27 protein-coding genes and 1 riboswitch are annotated in these 24,148 nt (G+C 62.5%); of the genes, 10 read left to right on the forward strand and 17 right to left on the reverse strand.

The genetic code is table 11. The features are described from left to right. Positions 1–43 precede the first annotated feature (43 nt). The gene (locus J3P73_RS30235) at positions 44–502 is read right to left on the reverse strand and encodes a carboxymuconolactone decarboxylase family protein (RefSeq protein ID WP_026170823.1); all 459 of its coding nucleotides are present in this window, start codon (positions 500–502) and stop codon (positions 44–46) included. Positions 503–628: 126 nt separating this feature from the next. Between J3P73_RS30235 and J3P73_RS30240 the strand changes: the two genes are divergently transcribed. Continuing rightward, positions 629–1,498: a sigma-70 family RNA polymerase sigma factor gene (locus J3P73_RS30240; RefSeq protein WP_018071143.1), complete on the forward strand. Its 870-nt coding sequence runs from the start codon at positions 629–631 to the stop codon at positions 1,496–1,498. 265 nt (positions 1,499–1,763) lie between these two features. After that, positions 1,764–2,981, forward strand: a complete 1,218-nt coding sequence (locus tag J3P73_RS30245; protein WP_018071144.1) for an amidohydrolase/deacetylase family metallohydrolase — start codon at positions 1,764–1,766, stop codon at positions 2,979–2,981. 21 nt (positions 2,982–3,002) lie between these two features. Here the strand turns inward: J3P73_RS30245 and J3P73_RS30250 are convergent, their stop codons facing one another. Further along, positions 3,003–3,842 (reverse strand): IclR family transcriptional regulator, encoded by an 840-nt coding sequence (locus J3P73_RS30250; protein WP_018497184.1) that lies wholly within the window; start codon positions 3,840–3,842, stop codon positions 3,003–3,005. A gap of 315 nt (positions 3,843–4,157) precedes the next feature. Here J3P73_RS30250 and J3P73_RS30255 point away from each other — a divergent pair, with 315 nt between their 5' ends. Continuing rightward, positions 4,158–5,015, forward strand: a complete 858-nt coding sequence (locus J3P73_RS30255; protein ID WP_026170824.1) for an SDR family oxidoreductase — start codon at positions 4,158–4,160, stop codon at positions 5,013–5,015. A 187-nt stretch (positions 5,016–5,202) separates the two neighbouring features. On the opposite strand, the gene J3P73_RS30260 is transcribed toward J3P73_RS30255, so the two are convergent. Beyond that, positions 5,203–5,418, reverse strand: coding sequence for a hypothetical protein (locus J3P73_RS30260; RefSeq protein WP_024320020.1), 216 nt, complete (start codon positions 5,416–5,418; stop codon positions 5,203–5,205). Between the two features lie 127 nt (positions 5,419–5,545). On the opposite strand from J3P73_RS30260, the gene J3P73_RS30265 reads away from it, so the two are divergent. Together J3P73_RS30265 and J3P73_RS30270 are read left to right on the forward strand one after the other, a co-directional pair. Next, positions 5,546–6,169, forward strand: coding sequence for a TetR/AcrR family transcriptional regulator (locus J3P73_RS30265; protein WP_018071148.1), 624 nt, complete (start codon positions 5,546–5,548; stop codon positions 6,167–6,169). Between the two features lie 73 nt (positions 6,170–6,242). Further along, positions 6,243–6,431: a hypothetical protein gene (locus tag J3P73_RS30270; protein WP_018071149.1), complete on the forward strand. Its 189-nt coding sequence runs from the start codon at positions 6,243–6,245 to the stop codon at positions 6,429–6,431. A 49-nt stretch (positions 6,432–6,480) separates the two neighbouring features. On the opposite strand, the gene J3P73_RS30275 is transcribed toward J3P73_RS30270, so the two are convergent. Next, positions 6,481–6,921 (reverse strand): DUF1810 domain-containing protein, encoded by a 441-nt coding sequence (locus J3P73_RS30275; RefSeq protein WP_207580042.1) that lies wholly within the window; start codon positions 6,919–6,921, stop codon positions 6,481–6,483. A 176-nt stretch (positions 6,922–7,097) separates the two neighbouring features. Then, positions 7,098–7,376: a hypothetical protein gene (locus J3P73_RS30280; protein ID WP_018071151.1), complete on the reverse strand. Its 279-nt coding sequence runs from the start codon at positions 7,374–7,376 to the stop codon at positions 7,098–7,100. A 275-nt stretch (positions 7,377–7,651) separates the two neighbouring features. Between J3P73_RS30280 and J3P73_RS30285 the strand changes: the two genes are divergently transcribed. After that, the gene (locus tag J3P73_RS30285; RefSeq protein WP_018071152.1) at positions 7,652–9,022 is read left to right on the forward strand and encodes an amidase; all 1,371 of its coding nucleotides are present in this window, start codon (positions 7,652–7,654) and stop codon (positions 9,020–9,022) included. Positions 9,023–9,088: 66 nt separating this feature from the next. Next, on the forward strand, positions 9,089–9,949 hold the full coding sequence (locus J3P73_RS30290; protein WP_024320025.1) for a sugar phosphate isomerase/epimerase family protein: 861 nt from the start codon (positions 9,089–9,091) through the stop codon (positions 9,947–9,949). A 137-nt stretch (positions 9,950–10,086) separates the two neighbouring features. On the opposite strand, the gene betC is transcribed toward J3P73_RS30290, so the two are convergent. After that, complete coding sequence (betC, locus tag J3P73_RS30295) at positions 10,087–11,595, reverse strand: choline-sulfatase (protein ID WP_018071154.1); 1,509 nt, start codon at positions 11,593–11,595, stop codon at positions 10,087–10,089. 140 nt (positions 11,596–11,735) lie between these two features. Between betC and J3P73_RS30300 the strand changes: the two genes are divergently transcribed. The 3 genes from J3P73_RS30300 (at position 11,736) to J3P73_RS30310 (ending at position 13,854) form a co-directional block, all read left to right on the forward strand. Next, positions 11,736–12,638: a choline sulfate utilization transcriptional regulator gene (locus J3P73_RS30300; RefSeq protein ID WP_018071155.1), complete on the forward strand. Its 903-nt coding sequence runs from the start codon at positions 11,736–11,738 to the stop codon at positions 12,636–12,638. A 120-nt stretch (positions 12,639–12,758) separates the two neighbouring features. Then, on the forward strand, positions 12,759–12,956 hold the full coding sequence (locus J3P73_RS30305; RefSeq protein WP_024320027.1) for a hypothetical protein: 198 nt from the start codon (positions 12,759–12,761) through the stop codon (positions 12,954–12,956). Between the two features lie 106 nt (positions 12,957–13,062). Next, a complete protein-coding gene (locus J3P73_RS30310) occupies positions 13,063–13,854 on the forward strand; it encodes an HpcH/HpaI aldolase family protein (protein ID WP_018071157.1) in 792 nt (263 codons plus the stop codon). 3 nt (positions 13,855–13,857) lie between these two features. On the opposite strand, the gene J3P73_RS30315 is transcribed toward J3P73_RS30310, so the two are convergent. The 11 genes from J3P73_RS30315 to thiM form a co-directional block, all read right to left on the reverse strand. Continuing rightward, positions 13,858–14,538 carry a spermidine synthase gene (locus J3P73_RS30315; RefSeq protein ID WP_018071158.1) on the reverse strand — a complete coding sequence of 227 codons (681 nt, stop codon included), beginning with the start codon at positions 14,536–14,538 and terminating at the stop codon, positions 13,858–13,860. Positions 14,539–14,608: 70 nt separating this feature from the next. Beyond that, positions 14,609–15,508: an ABC transporter ATP-binding protein gene (locus J3P73_RS30320; protein ID WP_018071159.1), complete on the reverse strand. Its 900-nt coding sequence runs from the start codon at positions 15,506–15,508 to the stop codon at positions 14,609–14,611. Beyond that, positions 15,505–16,308, reverse strand: a complete 804-nt coding sequence (locus J3P73_RS30325) for an ABC transporter ATP-binding protein (RefSeq protein WP_018071160.1) — start codon at positions 16,306–16,308, stop codon at positions 15,505–15,507. Before J3P73_RS30325 ends, J3P73_RS30320 begins: the two co-directional genes overlap by 4 nt. Beyond that, positions 16,305–17,183: an ABC transporter permease gene (locus J3P73_RS30330; RefSeq protein WP_024320030.1), complete on the reverse strand. Its 879-nt coding sequence runs from the start codon at positions 17,181–17,183 to the stop codon at positions 16,305–16,307. The genes J3P73_RS30325 and J3P73_RS30330 overlap by 4 nt, the downstream gene beginning before the upstream one ends. Position 17,184: 1 nt before the next feature. Continuing rightward, positions 17,185–18,162 (reverse strand): ABC transporter permease, encoded by a 978-nt coding sequence (locus J3P73_RS30335; RefSeq protein ID WP_018071162.1) that lies wholly within the window; start codon positions 18,160–18,162, stop codon positions 17,185–17,187. Between the two features lie 56 nt (positions 18,163–18,218). Next, complete coding sequence (locus J3P73_RS30340; protein ID WP_018071163.1) at positions 18,219–19,865, reverse strand: ABC transporter substrate-binding protein; 1,647 nt, start codon at positions 19,863–19,865, stop codon at positions 18,219–18,221. 43 nt (positions 19,866–19,908) lie between these two features. Further along, complete coding sequence (locus J3P73_RS30345; RefSeq protein ID WP_018071164.1) at positions 19,909–20,931, reverse strand: glycoside hydrolase family 3 N-terminal domain-containing protein; 1,023 nt, start codon at positions 20,929–20,931, stop codon at positions 19,909–19,911. A gap of 24 nt (positions 20,932–20,955) precedes the next feature. Further along, positions 20,956–21,435, reverse strand: coding sequence for a GNAT family N-acetyltransferase (locus J3P73_RS30350; protein WP_018071165.1), 480 nt, complete (start codon positions 21,433–21,435; stop codon positions 20,956–20,958). A 219-nt stretch (positions 21,436–21,654) separates the two neighbouring features. Further along, positions 21,655–22,464: a bifunctional hydroxymethylpyrimidine kinase/phosphomethylpyrimidine kinase gene (gene thiD / locus J3P73_RS30355; RefSeq protein ID WP_018071166.1), complete on the reverse strand. Its 810-nt coding sequence runs from the start codon at positions 22,462–22,464 to the stop codon at positions 21,655–21,657. Next, on the reverse strand, positions 22,461–23,096 hold the full coding sequence (gene thiE, locus J3P73_RS30360) for a thiamine phosphate synthase (protein ID WP_018071167.1): 636 nt from the start codon (positions 23,094–23,096) through the stop codon (positions 22,461–22,463). Before thiE ends, thiD begins: the two co-directional genes overlap by 4 nt. Then, positions 23,093–23,896: a hydroxyethylthiazole kinase gene (thiM, locus tag J3P73_RS30365; protein WP_018071168.1), complete on the reverse strand. Its 804-nt coding sequence runs from the start codon at positions 23,894–23,896 to the stop codon at positions 23,093–23,095. The genes thiE and thiM overlap by 4 nt, the downstream gene beginning before the upstream one ends. Before the next feature lie 50 nt (positions 23,897–23,946). Continuing rightward, positions 23,947–24,043, reverse strand: a riboswitch (TPP riboswitch). Positions 24,044–24,148 lie beyond the last annotated feature (105 nt).

A 24,148-nucleotide genomic window follows, 5' to 3' on the forward strand; every position in this document is an offset into this window, starting at 1 on the left:
TGCCGGCAGCGCAGGGGTGACGCGCTGCCGGCAACCTCGCCGTTTACGGCTTCCAGGCCCCGGCGATCTGGCGGGTGGCGATGTTCAGCCGGTTCCAGACATTGATGTTGGCGATGGCGATGACGAGTGCCGCAAGGCTCTTGCCGTCATAATGCCGGGTCGCCTCGTCCCAGATATCATCCGGCACCGGGTCGGCGCGGTCGCTGATGCGGGTCACCGCCTCGGTCAGCGCAAGGGCTGCCCGCTCGGCATCGCTGAAATAGGGCGAGTCGCGCCAGGCGCCGATGGCAAAGAGCCTTTCGTCGGTTTCGCCGAGCTTCTTTGCAATGCGGGGATGACCGTCGACACAGACGCTGCAGCCGTTGATCTGGCTGGCGCGCAGGTTGACGAGTTCGAGCAGCTTCGGTGAAAGGCCGGTTTCGGCCGGCACCTTGCTGAGAGCATTGAGCGCCTGCATGGCTGCGGGAAGGACGAGGGCGGGATTTCCCATTCGCTCCTGCATGACCATTTTTTCCTGCATGGTATGTCTCCTTGATGCGTTTATGGTTCGACGATCCGCCGGCGTTGTCACATCGGCCGGGTTTCATTCGTCATGGCCTTGACGGAACGCAGCGGAGGAATGTGACAAATGGACGAGAAAAAATGGCTGGCCGATGAGTTCGAGGCAAACAGAGCGCATCTGAGGGCCGCAGCCTATCGCATGCTCGGCTCGCGCAGCGAGGCGGAGGATGCCGTTCAGGAGGCCTGGCTGCGGCTCAGCCGCACGGACACGACAGGGGTCGGCAATCTCGGCGGCTGGCTGACGACGGTGGTGGCGCGCATCTGCCTCGACATGCTGCGCACCCGCAAGACCCGGCGCGAGGAGCCGCTGGAGGCGCCGGTTCATGGTGGGATCGCCGATCCCGCGAACGATCCCGAGCGCGAAGCCGCCTTTGCCGATTCGGTCGGTCTGGCGCTGCTCGTCGTGCTGCAGACGCTGGCGCCCGCCGAACGTGTCGCCTTCGTGCTGCATGACATGTTCGATCTGCCCTTCGACGAGATCGCGCCGATCATCGGCCGTTCGTCCGGTGCCACCCGTCAGCTCGCAAGCCGCGCCCGCCGCCGGGTGCAGGGGGTGGACGAAGCGCCTGATGTCGATTTCGGCCGCAAGCGGACGATCGCCGAGGCCTTTCTGACGGCCTCGCGCAACGGCGATCTGGAAGGGTTGCTCGCGGTGCTTGCCCCTGATGTCGTCTTCCGGCCGGATGCGACGGCGGCCCGCTTCGGCACCATTGGCGAAACGCGCGGCGCGGCTCACGTGGCCGAAGCCTTCAAGGGTCGGGCGCAGGCGGCAGAAATCGCCATCGTCGACGGCGAGCTCGGATTCGTCGTGCAGATCAAGGGCCAGCTCCGCGTCGTGGTGGCGCTGACGATCGCCGATGGCAGGATCGCCGCGATCGACGCCATCGCCGATCCAGATCACCTGGAACGGCTTGACTATTCGATTCTTCGGGATTGAAAACAAAGGCGAATTTGCCGGATCTTCGAGACAGGTGCGCTTCGCAAGGAGCGCACCGCTTACGTTTCCTCGATGGCGACGACCGCGTCATTTTCCTTGACAGCTTCGTCTTCGGCTTTATTCTATTATAAAGCCTTATGTATCATAGTTATGGAATTTCCGGTACGGCGCCCTGAGAGGCCATCTCTAGCTTCCCCATTACTCTTCCATAATGACCCGCAGACGGATGGCCGAGGAGTGATCCCGGTCCGAGACTTCGAAAGGAATGCATGTCATGCCCGGCGACCAGACGAAGAAGCCGCTTCTCCTCACCAATGTCAAACCGATGGCTTTTGGTGCGGGCACACAAGAGGGGGCAATCGACATTCTCGTCAATGCCGACGGTAGGATCGCCGAGATCGGTCCGTCGCTCGCGGTCTCGCAGGATGTTGCGCGCATCGACGGCAAGGGCGCCTTCATTTCGCCGGGCTGGGTCGATCTGCACGTGCATATCTGGCACGGCGGCACCGATATTTCCATCCGTCCGTCCGAATGCGGCGTCGAGCGCGGCGTCACCACGCTGGTCGATGCCGGTTCGGCCGGGGAGGCGAACTTCCATGGCTTCCGGGAATATATCATCGAGCCCTCGCGCGAACGCATCAAGGCCTTCCTCAATCTCGGCTCGATCGGTCTTGTGGCCTGCAACCGGGTCGCGGAATTGCGGGATATCCGCGATATCGATCTCGATCGCATCCTTGAAGTCTATGCCGAAAACAGCGAGCACATCGTCGGCATCAAGGTGCGCGCCAGCCATGTCATCACCGGGTCCTGGGGCGTCACGCCGGTGAAGCTCGGCAAGAAGATCGCCAAGATCTTGAAAGTGCCGATGATGGTGCATGTCGGCGAGCCGCCGGCGCTCTATGACGAAGTGCTCGAGATCCTCGGCCCCGGCGACGTCGTCACCCACTGCTTCAACGGCAAGGCCGGTTCGAGCATCATGGAAGACGAGGACCTCTTTGCTCTCGCCGAGCGCTGCGCCTCCGAAGGCATCCGCCTCGACATCGGCCATGGCGGCGCCTCCTTCTCGTTCAAGGTCGCCGAGGCGGCGATCGCGCGCGGGCTTCTGCCGTTCTCGATCTCGACCGACCTGCACGGCCATTCGATGAATTTCCCGGTCTGGGATCTGGCGACGACGATGTCGAAGCTGCTCAGCGTCGGCATGCCCTTCGACAAGGTGGTGGAGGCCGTCACCCATGCGCCGGCATCCGTCATCAAGCTGTCGATGGAGAACCGACTTTCGGTTGGCTCGCAAGCGGAATTCACTATTTTCGACCTGGTCGATTCCGATCTCGAGGCGACGGATTCCAACGGCGACGTCTCGGTCCTCAACAAGCTGTTCGAGCCGCGCTATGCGGTGATGGGCGCCGATGCCTTCGCCGCCAGCCGCTACGTGCCGCGGGCGCGCAAGCTGGTGCGCCACAGCCACGGCTATTCCTACAGATAGGATCGGCTGACGCGGCAAGCGTCAGCGGTTGCGCCAGCCCATCAGCTTTTCGATCCGTTCCGCTGAACTGCGCACATGCGCCGTATAGTGGTTCTCGTCGGAAAAGGCCTTCTGTTCCGGCAGCACGATGGAAATGGTGGCGACGCACTGGCCGTCGCGATCGCAGATCGGCGAGGCGATGCAGGCAACCGCGTAATCCGATTCCCCCGCCTGGATCGACAGGCGCGATTCGAAGGCCTTGCCGGCGGCTTCCGACAGCGTGCCCGGATCGATCTCGGCGCGGCCGGTCGGTGAAGAGCGGGCGCACCGCTTGAACAGTTCGATGCGCTCTTCCTCGGCCAGGTGACCGACAAGCAGGCGGCCGGAGGCCGTCCAGTTCAGCGGCACCCTTGTGCCGACGCGGGACGCCACCTGAAAATGGCTCGGGCCGTCAGCCATGGCCAGTACCAGCATATAGTCGCCGTCGCGACCGCAGACCTGCACGGTTTCGCCGGCCTGGCGGCAGAGATCGTGCATCTCATGGGTGGCGATGCTCATGAAATCCAGCGACCGCGCATAGGCGAGGCCGTAATGGTAGAGCCGGGCGCCGAGCCAGATCGAGCCGTCCGCCTGGCGCGTCAGCATGTTCTTCTCGACGAGATCGTCGACGATGACGTAAACGGTCGACAGCGGCGCCTTCACCGCCTTGGCGATCGCATAGACGCCGGCGGGCGATCCGGTCTCGTAAAGATGGTCGATCACCTGAAGCGCCCGGTCGATGCCGCTGACGCGAGCGCGACGCGCACCCTTGCCGGCGGCTTCGTCGGCAACGCCCTGATCTTCGGAGTAAACTGCGGATGATGTCTTTCCGTCCAATTCCAGCACCTCATGAAAACTGCGATCATGTTACATTACTATGGCATAGCCGTCGCCGTGGCAAATCGCAACATTTTGCGGGTTGATAGTGTCGGGTGAATGCGACAGCGGCATGTAGGCCAATTGGGCCGACCAGGTGAGCAGGCTCCGTTTTCCAATAATCAGCCAGGGCAACGCGCCGACAATGAGGGGAAATTCGGGTTGCGGCGACGGCCGTGAGCGTGCTCCGCGAGCGGCGATTGACCAAGAAGTCACCCCGTCGAAAGGCGTGGAACAACAAGCTTCAGCCCGAGTTTGATCTCTGAAACCCAGGAGGTCATGATGACGAATTACCCGACACCCCCTTTCCCATCCCAGAAACAACCGATGCCGGGTTTTACCGCGCAGATGGACCCAATTCCCGATCACGGCGAGGAGAGCTACCGCGGCGCCGACAGGCTGAAAGGCAAGCGGGCGATCATCACCGGCGGCGATAGCGGCATCGGCCGGGCGGTGGCAATCGCCTATGCCAGAGAAGGTGCCGACCTGGTGATCTCCTATCTCGACGAGGATGAGGATGCCGATGAGACGAAACGGCTCGTCGAGCAGGCCGGACGCAAGGCTGTCCTTGTCAGCGGCGACATCCAGGATCCGGCCCATTGCAGGCAGATCGTCGAGACGGCGGTCAAGGAACTCGGAGGTATCGACATTCTCGTCAACAACGCCGCGCACCAGGCAAGCTTCAAGAGCATCGACGAGATCAGCGATGAAGAGTGGGAACTGACCTTCAAGGTCAATATCCATTCGATGTTCTACCTGACCAAGGCAGCTGTCGCTCATATGAAACCCGGCAGCGCCATCATCAACACGGCCTCGATCAATTCGGACAGTCCGAACCCGACGCTGCTTGCCTATGCGACGACCAAGGGCGCGATCCAGAATTTCACCGCCGGTCTTGCCCAGCTTCTGGCCGAGAAAGGCATTCGCGCCAATGCGGTGGCGCCTGGCCCGATCTGGACACCGCTCATCCCTTCGACACTGCCTGAAGAAAGCGTCAGCAATTTCGGCAAGCAGGTGCCGATGAAACGGCCGGGACAGCCGGCCGAGCTGGCGACAGCCTACGTGATGCTGGCCGATCCCTTGTCGAGCTATGTCTCCGGCACGACAATTGCGGTCACCGGCGGCAAGCCGATCCTGTAAGGCGCGTCGCGATCTTTCAGATTCGCTCCTTGCGCTTTAGGTCTTTGTTTTTACGCAATGTCGTTAGCGCAAAACCGCTGCACAGTTTTGAGCGACATGCCTGAAAGCGGCAAGGGCCGCCGTCTGGTTGTGACGGCAGCCCTTGACGGGGGCAGGGAGAGATCCCCAAGCTGGTCAGGCGGCTTGTTCAGCCGAAGCAGGGCATCGCCGGCAGATTGGCGCGGTTTGCGAGTGCTCCGATCATATTGCCCACCGAATTCGAACGCGGTTCGCGTTTGCGGGCGGCCGTCTCCAGGAGTTGCTTGAAGTCTTCAAGCTTTACGCCGTCGGCGCGCAACACCATGGCGATCAGGGGGTCGCGAAGGGCTTCGGATATCGTCAGGTCTTCTCTGGTCTTTGTCATGGTTGTCCTCCTTTCGTGGGCGGTCGCCCGTGTTCCACTTTCCGCTGTCATGCCCTCGGCATTGACTTTCGCGTTTCGTGGTGTTACCGGTAAGTAACAATGCATTTGTTACCGATCGGTCACATTGATGTCAAGGACTACGTCCGCAAAAAAATCAGAAACTTCGAATGAAATCTCCGCAGCCGTTCCAGAAGATCGCATCCCGCCGCGGGAGCGTATCGTCTCGACCGCCTCGGAGCTTTTCCGCGAACGCGGCATCCGCGGCATCGGCGTCGATGCCATTGCCGACGCGGCTCTGACCAACAAGATGACGCTCTACCGGCATTTCGGCTCGAAGGATGAACTGGTCTGCGAGACGCTGCGCCGCGCTTCCGAAAAGGCGGGTACCATCTGGCGCGATCTGGAAGCAGCCTATCCCGGCAATCCGCGCGCCCAGCTGGACGCCTGGGTGGAGATGCGGGCGCAATGTCTGAACGGCGAGCCCGCCGGTTGCGATCTCGCCAATGCCGCCATCGAGCTGAAGGGCGAGGGCCATCCCGCCCACGAAATGATCGAGCGGCACAAGGCCGAACAGCGTGATCGCTTGGCCGAGCTCTGTTCGGCGGCCGGCGCGCGCGAACCCCAGCTTCTTGCCGATACGTTGACGCTGCTGCTCGAAGGCGCGCGCGTCAGTCGCCAGGCCATGGGCGCTGCCGGCTGCTGCGGTCATTTCGCCAAGGCCTGCCACGCGGCGATCGCTTCTTTCGCCTGATCGCCTCTTTCGGGGGAACCTTTACCGCTTCCATGCCGTTTTCCCATGACCGGGGCGATGTGGAGGCAGGGAGATGAACTACGTCTATCTCAAGCGCCTATATGACAAACGCGCCGAGCTCGAAGCCAAGCTGGAGCTTCATGATGCGCGCTATTGTTTCGGCGAGGAAGAGGTCGATGATGGCACCGACAGCGATCTGCGTCAGCGGTTGAGCGAGATCTCCGAGGAAATCGCCACGCTGGAGAGCAGGCCGGGCCGCTAACTGTTTCATTTGGGAACGGGTTCAGATTTCAGGCCGGCCTGGCTTAAAGTCATCCTGTGTTGGCACTGAGGATTTCCATCGTCCGTTCGTCGAATTTTCCCTGATAGAAATGCTCGATCACCCGGTGGAAGGGCGAACCGTGATCGCCGATCGCGGCAAACAAGGTCATCGACGAGCGCAGCTTGAGGTCGTCGGGCGAGCCCAGGATTTCGTGCGCCGATCTGCCGCCAACAGACAGGATCGCCTCGACGCAGCGCAGCAGCCGGCTTGAGAGAATAGGATCGGCGAGATAGGCGGTGGCTTCCTCGGCCGAGCGGATCGCATATTTTTCGGCCATCACCGACGTGCCGAGACCGGCGATCTGCGGGAAGATGAACCACATCCAGTGGGACGTCTTGCGTCCCGCTTTCAGCTCTGAGAGCGCCTGTTCATAGACGCCGTTCTGGGCATCGATGAAGCGATCGAGATTATAATCGATTTCACCGGCCATGGTCCTTTTCCCTTTTCCTGCTGTCGATGCAGCCTGGGCCAAGGTCTCCATGCCCGGCGAGCTACAGCGCCGCGCGTCTTTTGAGACGCGCAAAGGACGCTGTAGCACTTTAAATTACCGCATAATTTTATCCTTAAATCGATTCCGATTTAAGGAATTATGCGGTGGCTTTCCTGTTAGCAGACCCTCTCAGCGTAGGGGCTGCTGTCGCGGCAATGGCCGTAAGCCGGATGCGGCGGCGTGTTATCGCCGGCGGGGGCGGCAATGGCCGATGTCGTCATCGGGTCCGTATTGCCGGAAGAATAGGCGGCAAAACCCGCAAAGCTCAAGAGAACCAGCGCTCCGACCACGACAATGCGCTCGAAGGCCGAAAGTTTCTGGGCGCTGACATGGTCCACATAATCGCGCTCGCCTAAACCGGCGGTTTCATCCTCTTTTACATGGAGGGTCACCATATCCTGGCGACGGCTTAAAGTTTCACAATCTGTCATTTCAATTACTCCTGCAACACATGCGGCGACGGTCTCTCTAGAGCAAACTCTCACCCTCGTGCCGAACCGCGTCCGCATGCGAGCAGCATGTGTGTCTTCGATCGTGGCAATTGAAGGGGCGATATTCAAACTCAGTGTTCAAAAAATCGTACCAATAAATGCAAAATATCGTGAAGCTCTGGTTCACCGGAATGATCCGGGGTAGTCCAGAGAGGAACATCTTTCTTCTGGATAGTCCCATGAGCAAATCCTTCGGCGCGATGTCGGTCGCGCAACTTTCCGCCCTCATTCAAGCTGGCGCGGCCGATCCGGCCGAGGTGGCCGAGGCGATCTTCGAGTCCATCGCGAATTATGCCGACAAGGCGGTTTTCACGACACTGCTCGAAAGCCGGGCGATGGCAGAGGCGCGTGCCTCTTCGCGACGTCTGCGGGAAGGGCGCTCGCTTGGATTGCTGGACGGCATTCCGATTGCCTGGAAGGATCTTTTCGACATTGAAGGCCTGCCAACGACAGCGGGTTCCGTCGTTCTGGCAAAGGACATGCCGGCCAAGCGCGATGCTGTTGTCGTCGCTTTGCTTAGGCAGGCCGGCATGGTCGCCGTCGGGCGCACCAATATGAGCGAATTCGCCTTTTCCGGCCTCGGCATCAATCCGCATTACGGCACGCCGGTAAATCCGCGCGGCGCCGATCTCCCGCGCATTCCGGGCGGCTCGTCCTCAGGTGCTGGTGTCGTCGTCGCGGCTGGGTTGGTTCCGGTCGCGATGGGCACCGATACCGGCGGCTCGGTGCGTATTCCCGCCGCCTTCAACGGCATCGTCGGCTACAAGGCGACGCGCGGCCGCCACGCAATGGCTGGCGTCTATCCGCTGGCAAAGAGCCTGGATTCGTTGGGACCGCTCTGCCGCAGCGTCAGGGACGCGGTCTGGATCGATGCGGCGATGCGCGGCTTGACGGCGCCTGATGTCGCCACGCGTCCCCTGCAAGGGCTGGAACTCATCGTGCCTGAAAACGTCGTCTTCGACGGAGCGGAACCCGGCGTCGTCGCCGCGTTCGAGGCAGCTTTGGAACGTCTTCAAAAGGCCGGCGCGCATGTTGCCCGCACCGTCATTCCCGCCTTCGACGAGATATTCGATCTGATGACGAAATATGGTCCGCTGGTCACGGCGGAGGCTTTCGCACTTCACCGCGAACGCTTGGCCGGACCGGACGCGGACAGGATGGATCACCGTGTCGTCATGCGTACCCGTCTCGGAAGCAAGACGACGCTGCCCGATTACCTGGCAATCCTCGAGGCGCGTAGCCGCCTGATCGCCGATGTCGAGCGCCTCGTCGGCGACCGGCTGCTCGCCTTTCCCACCGTTGCCCATGTCGCGCCGCCGATCGGGCCGCTTGCGCAGGATGACGAGCTGTTCTTTGCGACGAACAACAAGACGTTGCGCAACACCGCGCTCGGCAATTTCCTCGACTGGTGCGGCGTTTCCATTCCCTGCGGCAGCGGCGAGGCTGGCATGCCGGTCGGCCTGCTGCTTTCGGCCACCGCCCATCGCGATGAGGCGCTGCTGGGGATCGCCCTTGCCGCCGAGCCGGTCATCCGCGACGATTTTGGCTGAATTGGCAATTGAACCGCCGGGATTTAGTTGCCATTGATGGCATGAGGAGATCCCGGAGGAAAGCAAGTGCAGGTTTTGCAAAACGGACGTTTCGCGGTTTCGACATGGTCGCTGCATCGGCTGCTTGGCGCCGTTCATGCCTATAGTCCCGATCCTGACAAAAGCGCTGCGCCGAAAGAACCCTATGGCCCGGGTGCTGCGGCACTGATCGACGTGCCGGCGGCGCTTGCTGCACGCGGCGTCAACCGGTTGGAGGTCTGTTCCTTCCATCTGCCGAGCCTTAATGCCGCCTATATAAGCGAATTGCGCGAGGCGATGGCGGCCTCGAACGTGTTGTTCCAGACGCTGCTCGTCGAGGACGGTGATCCGAGCCATCCGGAGACGGCCGAACGCGACGTCAAATGGATGGCGGAGTGGATCGACATCGCCGCAGCCCTCGGGGCTGAGAGGATGCGCGTCATTGCCGGCAAGCAGAAGCCGACGGAGGAAAACCTTACCCGCGCCGCCCGCCATCTGAACTGGCTGGCCGGAAAGGCGGAAGGCAGCGGCGTGCGTGTCGTCGTCGAGAACTGGTTCGACCTGCTGCCGTCACCGGTCGAAATGAACTGGCTGCTGGACCGGCTGGACGGCAAGGTCGGCCTCAACGGCGACCTCGGCAACTGGGCGGCGCCAGCGAAATATGAGGGTCTTGCCGATATCATGGGCCGGGCGGAAATCTGCCATGCCAAAGCCGATTACGGCGTTACCGGCCTCGATGCTGAGGATTACCGCACGTGCCTGGAGATGTGCGAGAGAGCCGGTTATGCCGGTCCCTTCACGCTGATCTATGACTCACCCTTCTTCCCTGATGAATGGGACGGCATCCTGCTGCAAAAGGCGTTCATCGAGGATTTCCTGCGCGAGGCGCCGGCGCGCAAGATGGCTTAAATCAGAAGCGCTTCTTGCTCATTCCTAGAGCATGATGCCGAAAAGTGTGAGCGGTTTTCGGACGACATCATGCTCTAACTATATAATGGAGAACAGGATTCAGATTTTAGGCCGACCCGGCCTAAAATCATCCTGTTCTAGCGCGGGAACCTTTGGTTTTCCTCCAGCACGTTCAGATCCATGTGGTTGCGCATATAGCGCTCCGAGGCTTTCTGCAGCGGCTGATAATCCCATGGATAATAGGCCCCATTGCGTAGCGCCGCATAGACCACCCAGCGGCGCGCCTGGCTTTCGCGCACGGCTGCGTCGAAATCGGAAAGGTTCCAGCGCCGGCCGGCCTGTTCGACAAGTCTTGCCAAGGTCTCGGCATGCGCCGGGCCGTCCGCCAGATTGTCGAGTTCTTGGGGATCGGTCTCGAGATCAAACAGCATCGGCGGGTCCTTCTCGCAGAGCGAGAGTTTGTATCGTCCGTCCCGGATACAGACGAGCGGCGCCTCGGAACCCTCCGCGGCATATTCCATCGGCACCGGGCTGCGGCTGCCGGTGCCTTCGGCAAGCGCTGCCAGATCCTCGCCCTCGGTCCACGGCTTCAACGAGGCGATATCGATCCCGGCAAGGCCGGCAAGCGTCGGCGTCACGTCGAGGGTAGAGACAGGCTGGTCGATCCGTTTGGGCTTCCAGCCGGGTGCCGCGATCATCAGCGGAACGCGGGCCGATCCTTCGAAGAAGTTCATCTTGAACCAGAGGCCGCGATCACCGAGCATGTCGCCATGGTCGGACGCAAAGAGGATGATCGTGTTTTCGGCCATGCGGGTCCGGTCGAGGACGCCGAGAATGTCGCCGATCTTCTCGTCGACATAGGAGATATTGGCGAAATAGCCGCGCCTTGCCCGCCTGATCTGCTCATCGCTGATGTTGAAAGCATCGTGGTCGCAGGCTTTCATCAGACGCTGCGAGTGCGCGTCCTGCAGCTCGAAGGCAATCGGCGCAACCGCCGGATCAAGCGCCGGGCAATCTTCATAGAGATCCCAGAATTTGCGGCGCGCGACATAGGGGTCGTGCGGATGGGTGAAGCTGACGGTCAGGCACCAGGGGCGCTCGTCGTGTCCGCGCGACAGATCGAACAGCTTGCGGCCGGCGTGGTAGGCGACCTCGTCGTCATACTCCATCTGGTTGGTGATCTCGGCAATGCCGGCGCCGGTGACCGAGCCCAGATTGTGATACCACCAGTCTATGCGCTCGCCGGGCTTGCTATAGTCCGGCGTCCAGCCGAAGTCGGCCGGGTAGATGTCCGTCGTCAGGCGCTCTTCGAACCCATGCAACTGGTCGGGGCCGACGAAATGCATCTTGCCGGAAAGTGCGGTCTGGTATCCGGCCGCGCGCAGATGATGCGCATAGGTCGGAATGTCAGAGGCAAATTCCGCCGCATTATCATAGACGTGGGTTCGGCTCGGCAATTGTCCGGACATGAAGGAGGCCCGCGCCGGTGCGCAGAGCGGGCTTGCGGTATAGGCGTTGGTGAAACGCACGGAACGCTCCGCCAATGATTTCAGATGCGGCGCATGCAGAAAATCGGCAGGGCCGTCGGGAAAGAAAGTGCCATTCAACTGATCGACCATCAGGATGAGGATATTCGGACGCGCCATGTGAAATTGTCTCCTGTGGTCTCAAAGGCCGGGGGGCCGATGAAGGGAACGTCCCTCTTGCTATTTGCAGATCTTATCAAAGCCAGTATCATCGTGCCTGTAAAGCTGGCTTTTTTCGATGGTTGTCAAAAGGAATTTTTATGCCAGACCGCCCGCCTGAGCTGGGATGGATGCGCATTTTCGCGGAGGTCGCAAGGCTCGGCAGCTTTTCGGCCGCGGCGGCAGGTCTCGGCCTTACGCAGCCGGCCGTCAGCTATCAGATTCGGCGGCTGGAAGAGCAGTTCGGCGTCGCCCTGCTGCGCCGCCAGCACCGCGGCGTCGAGTTGACCGCGGAAGGAGAGCGGCTTTTCCAGGTCGCCGCCAAAACGGTCGGTGATATCGATGCCCTGGCGCGCAGTTTCCGCACTGAGGCTCAAAGGCCGGTCGTCAGACTGAGAACCGACTATGCCTTTTCAGCGCTTTGGCTGATCCCGCGCATGCACGGCTTTCGCCTGCTTCACCCGGAAGCGGATATACAGATCGTCGCGACCCAGAGGCTTGAGCCCGGCTTTCGCGACGACGCAGATGTGGTGGTGGTTTTTGGGACGCGGGCGGAATTCGGCGCTATCGGATCGCTTCTGCTGCAGGAAAAGGTCGTGCCCGTCTGCACGAAAGGCTTTCTCGATCGCAACGGCCCGTTCGACGATCCGCAGCTTCTTGCCAAGGCGGTCCTGATCCATCTCGACTCGCCGACGCCACCGCCCTGGTTCGATTGGCGAAGTTATCTTGCCGAATTCTCCGTTACTCGCGATCTCCATGCCGGCCGCGGTGATGTCAGTTTCAATACCTACTCGCTGGTCGTCCAGGCCGCTCTCAGCGAGCAGGGCGTGGCGATCGGCTGGATGGGGCTGGTCGATACGCTTCTCTCCACACATATGCTGGTGGAAGCCGGGCCGCCGCTCGAGGCACCCGACCGCGGTTACTGGCTGATACCGCCGCGATCGGCAAATATTGATAGCGAGAGGCTCAGCACCTGGCTGGTGGATGAAGTCGGCAGGACCTGACATTCGGACCGAGGCCAGCGCGCCGTTGCATCCGGAATATGTTCGCGCTCAGGAGAGAAGCCTTGTCATGACCGACGCCGATCGACATTGTGGCATCGATTCATAGGGAAGGGCCGAAGCATGTCGCGAACCGTCGGATACGTCGTTGGACTGCTCATGATCTTCTTGGGACTGATCTGGATCGCACAGGGAAGCGGCTATTTTCCCTATCCGTCATCCAGTTTCATGATCAACCAAAGCATCTGGGTTCTTTGGGGAGGCATCATGGCTGTGGCGGGGATCGCCGTGACGGTCATTATTTCGCGGCTGCGCCGGTGAGGATGAGCCGGCAACCCGTGCATGGCTTTGAGGGAATTCGACATCGACGAGTTCCTCGAGGTGAAATCTCTGGCCGCTGGCGGCCTGTCGAACTGAGGAGAATGGCATGAGCGCAGCTGAAATCGACGGCTTTGCGGACCGGATCAGGCAGCACCGGGGTGGCATGATCTCCGCCTGGATCGGTATTCCCGACGCCACGCTCGCCAACCACCTGGCGCAGGAGGCCTTCGACACCATCGTGCTGGATATGCAGCACGGCATGTGGGACATGCCCTCGGCAGCGAACGCCGTCGCCCAGGTGCGCCTTGCCGGCAAGCCAGCGCTGGCACGCATACCGGTCGGTGATTTCGCGTCCGCCTCGCGCCTGCTCGATGCCGGAGCCTCCGGCATCATCGCGCCGATGATCAATTCGGCCGAAGACGCCCAAGCCTTCGTCAAGGCCACCAAATACCCGCCTCTCGGCGAACGCAGCTGGGGACCGTCGCTGGCGCTGAACCATACCGGCCTGTCGGCCGATGATTATCTGAAGAACGCCAATGCGCTCACCGTCGCCATCGCCATGGTCGAGACCCGGGCAGCACTCGAGGCGATCGACGACATTCTCGGCGTTGCCGGCATCGATGGCATTTTCATCGGTCCCTCCGACCTTTCGATCGCACTCTCGAACGGCGACCAGGTGGCGCCGAACGCCGCCGAGATCGACAGCGCCATGCAGCATGCGGTTTCGCGCTGCCGCGCCCACGGCAAATTCGCCTGCGCCTTCGCCGGCGACGGCGAACGGGCCGGCGAGCTGCTGAAATTCGGTTTCGATCTGGTCATTGCCGGTGCGGAGACCGCGCAACTGCGCTCCGGCGCTCGCCGCGCCATCAATGCCGCCCGCCGGATCGCTTCGGCTTGAACGTCATTTCACCGGCTTGACGGCCAGCCAGATGACGTGGCGGGCGCCGCCGCGTTTGCCGTTGGCGCGCGTATTGACGGCGTCAACGGAAAAACCGCTGCCCTTGAGACGTCGCGTGAAATCGGGATCGGGACCGGACGACCAGACGGCGAGCACGCCACCGGGGCGCAGCGCGTCGCTGGCGGCGCGAAGGCCGGCAAAATCGTAGAGCCGGTCGTTGGATTTGCGGGTCAGGCCGTCCGGGCCGTTGTCGACATCGAGCAGGATCGCATCATAGGCGCCTTTACCGGAACGGATCGCTTCGCCGACATCGCCCTGATGGATGCCGACCCGCGGATCATCGAGACAACCCTTGAAGACCTCGGCCATCGGCCCGCGGGCCCAGGCGATTACGGCTGGCACCAGTTCGGCGACGGTGACGCCGGCATCTTCCGGGAGGACGGCGAGAGCGGCGCGCAGGGTAAAGCCCATGCCGAGCCCGCCGATCAGCATTCTTGGCTTCCGGTGCGACTTGATGCGATCCCAGGAAAGGGTCGCCAGCGCTTCCTCCGAACCGCTGAGACGGCTGTTCATCAGCTCATTGGCGCCAAGCATGATCGAGAACTCGCTGCCGCGCTGCTTTAGCCGCAATTCGCCGTTTTCACCGGGAATGGTCGCGGAATCGAGCTGGATCCAGGGCAGCATGACGGCTTCGCCTCATATGAAAGGGACCGTCCCCTAGCATAGGGCACGCGACGAGGCCAGCAAGCCGGCCTCAGATCATCCGCATGAAATGGTCCTGCTCGAATTCGACGATGTCGTCCTGCGGCACGGCCGAACGGCGGCGGATATCTTCCACCTCGTCGGGCCTCAGCCGGGCCTTCGGGTCGTCGAAGCGGACATCCGGATCGGGCACGGCCGAGAGCAGCAGCCGGGTATAGGGATGCAGCGGATTGTCGATCACCTTGGCGACGCTGCCCCATTCGACGATCTGGCCGGCATACATCACGGCGATATCTTCCGCGACGTAACGGGCGGTGGCGATATCATGGGTGATGTAGAGCAGGCCGAGATTCAGCTCCCGCTTCATCTCGTTCAGGAGGTTCAGCACGCCGAGGCGCACCGAGACGTCGAGCATCGAGGTCGGTTCGTCGGCGACGATGACCTCCGGCTTGACGGCCAAGGCGCGAGCGATGTTGACGCGCTGGCGCTGGCCGCCGGAGAGTTCATGCGGATATTTCGGCGCGACGAGATCGGGATCGAGCCTGACGCGCTGCAGCAATTCGCGGACCGCGACGTCGATCTCGGCTCCCTTGATCTCCGGGCGATGCAGCTTCAGCGGCCGCCTGAGATGATGGGCGATGGTGTGGGCGGGGTTCAGCGAGGCAAAGGGGTCCTGGAAGATCATCTGCACCGAGCGGCGGTAGCGGGCGATCTCGGCGGATTTCGCCGCCTCGACAGGCCGGCCCTTGTAGAGAATCCGGCCCGATGTCGGCAGATATTCGCGCATCGCCATGCGGGCGCAGGTGGTCTTGCCGCTGCCGGATTCGCCAACCAACGCCAGCGCCCGGCCGGCATGCAGCGAAAAAGAGATGGCGCGCGCCGCATGCACGACCCCGGAGCCATGGCCGAAGGTCTTCGTCACCTGGTCGAGTGCGAGAATGGCGTCGGTCATAGCAGCACTCCTCCATGCAGCGAGGGGAAGGAGGCCCAGAGCTTCTTCGTGTAGTCGTGCTTTGGCGTCCTGTAGATCGCCTCGGCCGTGTTCTGCTCCACCAGCCGGCCGGCAAGCATGATGCCGATGCGGTCGCAAAACTGCACCATCAGCCCGAGATCATGGGTGATGAACAGCACGGAAAAGCCGAAGCTGCGGCGCAATTCGTTGATGCGCTGCAGGATTTCGCGCTGGACGACGACGTCTAGCGCCGTCGTCGGTTCGTCCATGACGACGAGCTTCGGATCGAGCGCCATGCAGATGGCGATGACGATGCGCTGGCGCATGCCGCCGGAAAACTGGTGGGGATAGTCGCGCATGCGATCAGGCGCAATGTCGACGAGCGTCAGCATCTCGGCGGTGCGCTCGCGGGCTTCCGCACGGCTCATGTTCTTGTGGGTGCGCAGCATGTCGTAGAATTGCGCCTCGATGCGCAGCACCGGGTTCAGCGAGTTCATGGCGCTCTGGAACACCATGGCAACCTCGCGCCAGCGGAAGGCGCTGAGCGCCTGCCGGTCGAGGCCGAGCACGTCGCGGCCATCGAGCAGGATGCGGCTCTCCTTGCGGATCAGCGCCGGCGGCTTGTGCAGGCGGCTGATGGCAAACGCGATGGTGCTCTTGCCGCAGCCGGATTCGCCGGCAAGGCCGAAGACCTCGCCGGGCGCGACGTCGAAGCTGACATCGTTCACGGCGCGAAAATCCTTCTCCTCGCCGATATAGTCGATGGTGAGGTTCCTCACCGACAGCAGCGGCTGCGTCACAGGCGGCCCTCCCCGGAACGGACGAGCAGGGACCAGCGCTTCAGGTGATTGCCGGTGCGCAGCCGCGGATTGGCGATCTCGTCGACGGCGAAGTTCAGCAATGACATGCCGATGCCGAGGAAGGCGAGCGCGAAGCAGGGGGTGAGGATATCCCACCAGGCGCCGACCGAAAGAGCCGAGGCCTTCTGCGCGTTGTAGAGCATGGTGCCCCAGGAGATCGCTCTCGGATCGCCGAGACCGAGGAATTCCAGCGTCGCCTCGGTAATGATCGCGAAGATGACGCTGCCGATGAAATTGATGCCGACGATTGAAATCACGTTGGGAAAGATCTCGAATGTCATGATGCGCCATTGCGGCTCACCCATCATCTCGGCCGATTTGACGAAATCCTTCTGCTTGACGGAGAGCGTTTCGGCACGGGTGACGCGTGCGCCCCAGGCCCAGGAGGTGGCGCCGAGGATGAGGGCGATGACGAGGGGGCTTGCCTGGCCGATGAAGGCGGCAAGCACGAGCAGCAGCGGCAGGTTCGGGACGACCAGCACCATATTGGTGAAGAAGCTGATGATCTCGTCGGTCTTGCCGCCGCGATAGCCGGAGATGATGCCGAGCGCGGTACCGACGAGCGTGATCAGCAGGCCGGCGCCGAAGCCGACGGCAAGCGAGGTGCGGGCACCGTAGATCAGCCGGGCAAAGACATCCTGGCCGATGCGGGTCGTGCCGAGGATATGGTCTAGCGACGGCGGCTGGTGCGGTCGTCCGGTGCGGGCGGCGGGATCGTACTGCGTCAGCAGCGGCGCTGCGATCGCGACGAGGACGATGAAGGCGATGATGACGAGACCGACGAGCGCCTTGCGGTTTCGAAGCAGGGTCTTCATCTCACGCTCCCTTCAGCCGCGGGTCGAGCATGACATAGCTGACGTCGACGATAAAATTGGCGATCAGCATGGTCGCGGTCATGATGAGGAGCTGGCCCTGAATGACGGGGTAATCGCGGGCGAGGATCGCCTGGTAGAGAATATTGCCGAGGCCGGGGTAGTTATAGACGACCTCCGTCACCAGCGAGCCGCCAAGGATGGTGCCGATGGCGATGGCAAGGCTGGAGACGGTCGGCAGCAGGGCGTTGCGCGCAGCGTACCAGAGCATCACATGCCGGTCCGAAAGGCCCTTGGCGCGGGCCATGACGATATAGTCCTCGCCGAGCAGGTTGATCATGTTGTTGCGCATGGTGACGGTGAAGCCGCCGATCAGCACAGTGCAGAGCGTCACCATCGGCAGGATGCCATGATAGGCGAGGCTACCGACATATTGCAGGCTGAAGGCCGGATCGAGCGACGGGTCGGCGGCATAACCGTTCGGAAACCAGCCGAGCGTGAAGCCGAAGATGAAGAGCACGATCAGCGAGGTGACGACGGCCGGTACCGAGGTGGCGAAGATCGCGCCGACGGAGACGACGACATCGAACCTGCTGCCGCGGCGCCAGGCGGCGACGATGCCGAGGAAGGTGCCGAGCGCGAAGCTCACGATCGTCGCCGTGCCCATCAGGCCGACGGTCCAGACCAGCGCATGGCCGAGCACCGATGTGACCGGCAGCGGGAAATATTTGATCGAGCGGCCGAGATCGCCGGTGAAGATGCTGCCGAGATAGGTGAGGTACTGTTGCCAGAGCGGACCGTCGACGAAGCCGAAGGTGAGCTTCAGCGCCTGCAGGCTTTCCGGCGGCAATTCGGTGCCGGCGCTGGAGAACATGATCTGCACCGGATCGCCCGGCATCAGACGCGGCAGGAAGAAATTGATCGTCGCTGCCGCGATGAAGGCTGCCATGTAGAAGACGAGGCGGCGAAGCAGGAAAGCCATGGGAACTCCGTCGTGACGGAAGCGGCGCTTTACGCCGCTCCCGAGGATTGCGATGCTTACTTGACCGGCTCGAGGGCCAGGAGGTTCAGCAGGCGTGCCGGATTGGTCCGCGAGATCGACGGATTGACGAAGGGGTTTTCCTTGGTCGACCAGCCGGTGAAGCGCTTGGTGTTGTACTGATACCAGTTCGGATTGTTGAACACCGGAATCACAGGCATGTTTTCGGCGACGATGCGCTGCGCCTTGTTCATCGCGTCCTTCTGCTTGGTAAGATCGGCGGTCTGGGTGAACTCGGTGACGAGTTTTTCGACCTCCGGGTTGAACCAGCGCTGCGCGGTGAAGCGGGTCTTGCCCTTGTCCGAGGCGCTGAAGGCGCGCTTGTAGGGGTAATAGGGCGAAGCCGATGCCGGCAGGCTGTTGATCGCCGCATCGAAGGTGCCGTTGATGAGGTTGCCGGTCCAGACGGCTTCCTCCGGCGTTTCGATCTTGGCGTCGATGCCGACCGCCTGCATGCCTTCGACGGCGAGGTTGACGGTGTCGATCCAGTCCGTCCAGGCGCTCGGGACGATGATCGAGAAGGAGATCTTGGTGCCGTCGGGATTGTCGCGGAAACCGTCGCCGTCCTTGTCCTTGTAGCCCGCCTCGTCGAGCAGGGCCTTGGCGGCATCGGCATCATAGGTTGCGAATTTGCCGAAGTCGGCCTTGACGGACGGGTCCGCCCAGCTCTTGTAGAGCTCGCCCATCAGTCCGGGGTCTTCGTTCAGCGTCGGATAGCCGTAGCCGGCGACATCGATCATCGTCTTGCGGTCGAGCGCCATCGAGACAGCCCGGCGGAACTTCAGATCGTTGAAGGCCTTCTTGTTGTTCTCGTTCGCCGTTTCCAGGTTGAACAGGAAGGCAACCATGCTGCTTGGCGAATACCAGTAGTGGAAATGCGCCGGATCCTTGGAAACATAGACATTGTCGATATCGGGAATGAAGGAGACGCCCCAGTCGAGCGTGCCGTCGGCCGTTGCGGTCAGCATCTGGTTGTTGTCGGCAAGCTGCGGGAAGCGCATGCAATCGACCTTCAGGTGCTCGTTATCCCAGTAGTTCGGGTTGCGGCACTGGTCGTAGGTCTGGCCGGTGAAGCGCGGCACCTCCGTCAGCGGACCGCTGCCAACCGGGGTCTCGTTGGCGAAGGTGACGGGATCGGCAACGTCCTTCCAGACATGTTCGGGAACGATCGGCAGCTGCGAGATCTGCTCGGCGGCAAGCGAGCTCGGATTGGCGAGCGTGAAGCGGACCGTCTGGCCGTCGACGGCCTGGACATCGGTGATGAAGGTCCAGATGCTGACGAAATCGAGCGCCGGGAACTTCTTCAGGTAATCATAGGTGAACTTGACGTCGGCTGCTGTCAGCGGCTTGCCATCCGACCATTTCAGGTTCGGACGCAGCTTGAAATCGATGCTCTTCAGGTCGTCGGAGAGTTTGAAGCTTTCAGCCAGGCGATAGACCGGCTTGTTGCTGTCGAAGCGATTGAAGACGACCAGCGGCTCGTAGATGAAGTCGAGCGTCGACTGGCGCGACGAGGTCTGGTTGAACGGGTTGAAGTTGCGAACCCAGGTCGTCGCCGGTTCGATATTCACTGTGAGGATCGTCTGCGCCACGGCGGATCCCGAAAGCAGCGTTAATGCTGCGGCTGCAAGAAGATATTTTTTCATGTCTTATTCCCCTTTTTTTATCCGGTGAGAGATGAGGCGCTGGTCAGGAGACCAGCGCGCTTGCAAACATGTCTTCGACTTCTGCATGAGCGGCGCGGACATCGATCTTGAGATTGCCGAGGCGGGCCTTGCCGGCAGCGATCCGCTTGAGGGCGGCTTCCGTCAGCGGGCGGGCGGCCTTGGCGGCTGCTTCGCTTTCCGGGATGTCGCCGTGGCTGTGGAGCGCGATGTCGAAGCCTGCGTCGAGCACCTGTTTGACGCGTTCCGGCAGGGTGCCGGAGAGCGACTGCATGAAGATGCAGTCGGAAATCAGCACGCCCTCATAGCCCATGTCCTTGCGGATCACGTCGTGCATAACAGGCGAGACGGACGCCGGCAGCTCGGCGTCATAGGCCGAGTAGACGACATGGGCGACCATGGCCCAGGGCGTATCCTTCAGCGCCACGAAGGGCTTGAAATCGGTCGCGGTGAGCGTCTCGCGGCTGGCGTCGACCACCGGACGCTCCTTGTGGGAGTCGAGCGTCGCGCGGCCATGGCCGGGAATGTGCTTGATAACAGGCATGTTGCCGGTCTCGAGCAGGCCATCGACCACCTCGCGGCCGAGGGCAGCGATGAAATCGGGATCAGGGCCGAAGGAGCGGGCGCCGATGACCGCGCTCGTCGTCTCGAAGACGAGGTCGAGAACGGGCGAGCAGCCGCTGGAAAGGCCGAGTTCCGTCATCATCGCGCCCATGGCCTGGGAGGAAAGGCGCAATGCTTTTTTGCCGAGATCGAAATCGCGGCGCGCAAGTTCGGCGAACTGGCCGAAGCTGCGAAAGAGCGGCCAGGGGCCGGCATCGAGATGCTGGACGCGGCCGCCTTCCTGGTCGGTGAAGACGAGCGCGTCGTCGCGGCCGACGGCTTCGCGGAAGCGGTCGATCAGCCGCCTCGTCTGCTCCGGCTCGCGCTGATTGCGCCGGCCGACGAACAGGCCGAGTGGATTGGTTTCGCGAAAGAGGGCGAATTCATCATCCGAAATAGTGGGATTCGGAAGGCCGACGAAAAGAGCGAGCGGGGTCGAGGACAATTCTGTAACTCCGGGATCAGATGGTCATTTCGGCGTGCTTCTCAGCATGCCTTCGTAGATGCCCTTGTCGGGGGCGGGGATGGCGATTGCGGCTGCGGTCTTGGCGTAGAAATCGACCGGGCCGGCATCGCCGATGAAGGCATAGGCGTGGCCGAGCGTCTTCATGGTCTGAAGGCAGGCGGAAAAAAGGGCGAGCCCGATGCCCTTGCCGCGCGCTTGCGGGTCGACGCCGGTCGGGCCGAAGAAGCCCCGCGCCGTCGTGTCATAACAGGCAAAGCCCAGGAGCTTGCCGCCTTCAACGGCGATCAGGCAGGCAACGGGCTGGCGGGAGAAGGCGACTGTGACTTCGCTTGCCCAGTTCTCGCTGAACTGTTCGCGAACCCAGTTGGCGATGAGATGCAGTTCCGGGGGGAGGGCCGGACGGATGGTGATGCCGATATCGTCGGCTTTCTGTTTCAGGTCGGCGAGCTCAGTGGAGTATAAGCTCACAAGCAGGTCTGGCACCTGTCACTCCTCCAGTTATTCCGTTATTGCGGAATGTATCCCCTTTTAGTGTCATAGACTTGGCCATCTGGCCGGGCTTGTCAACAGGGTTTTTCAAAGGGGCAAGGGGACGACCCGACGCAGTCGCCGCGGTTTCAACGCAAAGTAGGTGCCGAACGCAAAAACGGCCCGGGAAGGCCGGGCCGTTTTCGATTGGCGGCATGTTCGCTGAGCGAGCGCTTATATGCCGTGTTTCCAGAGCGCATGAAAATGCTGCACCGGGCCGTGGCCGGAGCCGACGGTGAGGCTTCCGGCAGCCGCGACCGCGCCGGCGAGGTAGTCCTTCGCGATGGCGACCGCCTCCTGCGCCGAAGCGCCCTTGGCGAGTTCGGCCGCCAGCGCGCTGGACAGCGTGCAGCCGGTGCCGTGGGTGTTTTTGGTCGGCACGCGCCTGGCTTCGAACCAGTGCAGGCCGGCGGCCGTGGCAAGCACGTCAGGGCTCTCGTCGCTGTCGAGATGGCCGCCCTTGACCAGCACCGCGACCGGGCCAAGTGCGCGCAGGCGCTCGGCCTGCGCCGCCATGTCAGCGCGGTTTGTCGCCACCGGCTGGTGCAGCAGGGCGGCGGCTTCGGGCAGGTTCGGGGTCAGAAGTGTGGCAAGCGGCAGCAGCCGGCGGGTCAATACGTCGACCGCTTCGGGCGCAAGCAGGGCGGCTCCACCCTTGGCGATCATGACCGGATCGATGACGATCGGAATGTCGCGGTGGTCCGACAGCGCACCGGCAACGGCATCGGCGATGCCGGCATTGGCGATCATGCCGATCTTGACGGCATCGACGCGGACATCGGCAAAGACGGCATTGATCTGGTCGGCGACGAATTGCGGCGGCACCAGATGCACGCCGCTGACACCTTGCGTGTTCTGCGCCGTCAGCGCGGTCAGCACCGCCATGCCGTAGACGCCGCGGGCGGAAAAGGCCTTGAGATCGGCCTGGATGCCGGCGCCGCCCGAGGGATCGGAGCCGGCGATCGAGAGAACGTTGCGGATCATGCGCTGACCTTTCGAATTTCTGCGGCGATGCGGCGCGTGGCCGCTTCCGGGTCGGGCGTGCCGCAGATGGCGGAAACGACGGCAAGCCCCTTGGCGCCGGCGGCGAACACTTGGGCGACATGATCCGCCTTGAGCCCGCCGATCGCGACCGACGGCACTGGCGAGGCCTTCACCAGCTTGGCAAGACCGTCAAAACCGATCGGCTGCTTGTGGTCGGCCTTGGTCGGCGTCGCAAACACTGGCCCGACGCCGGTGTAGTCGATGAGATCAGGATCGACGGCACCGGCGAGCGCCTCGTTCTCGACCGACAGGCCAAGGATCATGTCGGGGCCGATCATCGTCCGCGCTCTCATCGCATCCATGTCCTCCTGGCCGATATGCAACCCGTCGGCGCCGATGGCGATTGCCGCCTCGACATCGTCGTTGACGATGAGAAGGGCGCCGGTCCCATTCAGCGCCTGTTTCAAGGCACGGCCGGTCTCGATCATCCCGATGGTGCCGGCATGTTTGTCGCGCAGTTGCACCATGGTGGCGCCGCCGGCAACGGCAAGGCGCGCGGTTTCGACCATGCCGATCCCGGCGCAGAGATCGGGGTCAAGGACGAGATAGAGCGAAAGGTCGAAGGCCTTCATGCGGCCGATATCCTTGCCCTGGCGTCAAGCGTTTCGGCGTCGAGCGCGGCCAGCGCATCGAGGAAGCGCCAGGAGAAGGAGCCGGGGCCGGCCGCCCCAAGTGCTGCCTCCTCGCCGGCGATGGCAAAGGTTGCAAGTGCCGCAACCGTCGCGCCGAAGATATCCTCAGGTGCCGTCGCGGCAAAGGCGCCGACGAGGCAGGTGAGCGAGCAGCCGAGTGCTGTGACTTGCGGCATCAAGGCCGAGCCGCCTTCGATGCGCACGGCCCGCTCGCCGTCGGTGACGAAATCGACGGCGCCGGTAACGGCGACGACCGCCCGCTGACGCTCAGCGAGCCATCGCGCCGAACCTTCCGCCTGTTCGACCGGATCGCGGCTGTCGACCCCCTGGCCACGGCTCTCTCCGCCGGCCAACGCGATGATTTCGGAAGCGTTGCCGCGGATGATGGCTGGACGGAGCGCCAGGAGGTCGGCGACCGCGTTGCGGCGGAAGGCAGTGGCATAATGGGCGACCGGATCGAGCACCCAGGGTTTGCCGGCTGACGTCGCCGCCTTCGCCGCCGCCTGCATGCCGTCGATCCATTGCGTCGACAGCGTGCCGATATTGATTGTCAGCGCACTGGCGATCCCGGCGAACTCGCCGGCTTCTTCTGCGGCATGCACCATGGCGGGCGAGGCGCCTGATGCAAGCAGAACATTTGCGGCGATGTTCATGGCGACGTAATTGGTGATGCATTGAACGAGCGGCGGCTTCTCGCGCATCGCCTTCAGCATCGCTCCTGGTGTGGTCTTGGTCTGCATGTGGCCCCTTTCAGGCGGGGGCGGGCACGGGGCGGTTCGTGCGGGCTGTGCCGCGACCCCGAGCGACTCCCTCCGCCGGCATTATCCGGTTCAGGTTCGAAGGGTGCTTCTCAGCCCGTCGGTCGACGAACGCCCCTGTCTCTCATCGCGCTCTTTTTCGCAGAGAACGGGGCTGATGTCACCTCGAAAATGACAATCCTGCGACCGGCGCGGCGGCGCGTCTCTTTTACGAAACGCGGTCAGCCGACGAGG

The sequence above is a fragment of the Rhizobium ruizarguesonis genome, from assembly GCF_017357285.1.
GTDB classification, from domain to species: Bacteria; Pseudomonadota; Alphaproteobacteria; order Rhizobiales; family Rhizobiaceae; genus Rhizobium; species Rhizobium ruizarguesonis.

Coding starts and splice junctions, on each gene's coding strand:
- J3P73_RS30240 (WP_018071143.1), top strand. CDS start 629: ATGGACGAGAAAAAATGGCTGGCCGATGAGTTCGAGGCAAACAGAGCG.
- J3P73_RS30320 (WP_018071159.1), bottom strand. CDS start 15,508: ATGACCGACGCCATTCTCGCACTCGACCAGGTGACGAAGACCTTCGGC.
- J3P73_RS30310 (WP_018071157.1), top strand. CDS start 13,063: ATGAGCGCAGCTGAAATCGACGGCTTTGCGGACCGGATCAGGCAGCAC.
- J3P73_RS30330 (WP_024320030.1), bottom strand. CDS start 17,183: ATGAAGACCCTGCTTCGAAACCGCAAGGCGCTCGTCGGTCTCGTCATC.
- J3P73_RS30255 (WP_026170824.1), top strand. CDS start 4,158: ATGACGAATTACCCGACACCCCCTTTCCCATCCCAGAAACAACCGATG.
- thiD (WP_018071166.1), bottom strand. CDS start 22,464: ATGATCCGCAACGTTCTCTCGATCGCCGGCTCCGATCCCTCGGGCGGC.
- J3P73_RS30280 (WP_018071151.1), bottom strand. CDS start 7,376: ATGGTGACCCTCCATGTAAAAGAGGATGAAACCGCCGGTTTAGGCGAG.
- thiE (WP_018071167.1), bottom strand. CDS start 23,096: ATGAAGGCCTTCGACCTTTCGCTCTATCTCGTCCTTGACCCCGATCTC.
- J3P73_RS30260 (WP_024320020.1), bottom strand. CDS start 5,418: ATGACAAAGACCAGAGAAGACCTGACGATATCCGAAGCCCTTCGCGAC.
- J3P73_RS30265 (WP_018071148.1), top strand. CDS start 5,546: ATGTCAAGGACTACGTCCGCAAAAAAATCAGAAACTTCGAATGAAATC.
- J3P73_RS30235 (WP_026170823.1), bottom strand. CDS start 502: ATGCAGGAGCGAATGGGAAATCCCGCCCTCGTCCTTCCCGCAGCCATG.
- J3P73_RS30305 (WP_024320027.1), top strand. CDS start 12,759: ATGTCGCGAACCGTCGGATACGTCGTTGGACTGCTCATGATCTTCTTG.
- J3P73_RS30300 (WP_018071155.1), top strand. CDS start 11,736: ATGCCAGACCGCCCGCCTGAGCTGGGATGGATGCGCATTTTCGCGGAG.
- J3P73_RS30315 (WP_018071158.1), bottom strand. CDS start 14,538: ATGCTGCCCTGGATCCAGCTCGATTCCGCGACCATTCCCGGTGAAAAC.
- betC (WP_018071154.1), bottom strand. CDS start 11,595: ATGGCGCGTCCGAATATCCTCATCCTGATGGTCGATCAGTTGAATGGC.
- J3P73_RS30285 (WP_018071152.1), top strand. CDS start 7,652: ATGAGCAAATCCTTCGGCGCGATGTCGGTCGCGCAACTTTCCGCCCTC.
- J3P73_RS30245 (WP_018071144.1), top strand. CDS start 1,764: ATGCATGTCATGCCCGGCGACCAGACGAAGAAGCCGCTTCTCCTCACC.
- J3P73_RS30335 (WP_018071162.1), bottom strand. CDS start 18,162: ATGGCTTTCCTGCTTCGCCGCCTCGTCTTCTACATGGCAGCCTTCATC.
- J3P73_RS30270 (WP_018071149.1), top strand. CDS start 6,243: ATGAACTACGTCTATCTCAAGCGCCTATATGACAAACGCGCCGAGCTC.
- thiM (WP_018071168.1), bottom strand. CDS start 23,896: ATGCAGACCAAGACCACACCAGGAGCGATGCTGAAGGCGATGCGCGAG.
- J3P73_RS30340 (WP_018071163.1), bottom strand. CDS start 19,865: ATGAAAAAATATCTTCTTGCAGCCGCAGCATTAACGCTGCTTTCGGGA.
- J3P73_RS30275 (WP_207580042.1), bottom strand. CDS start 6,921: ATGGCCGGTGAAATCGATTATAATCTCGATCGCTTCATCGATGCCCAG.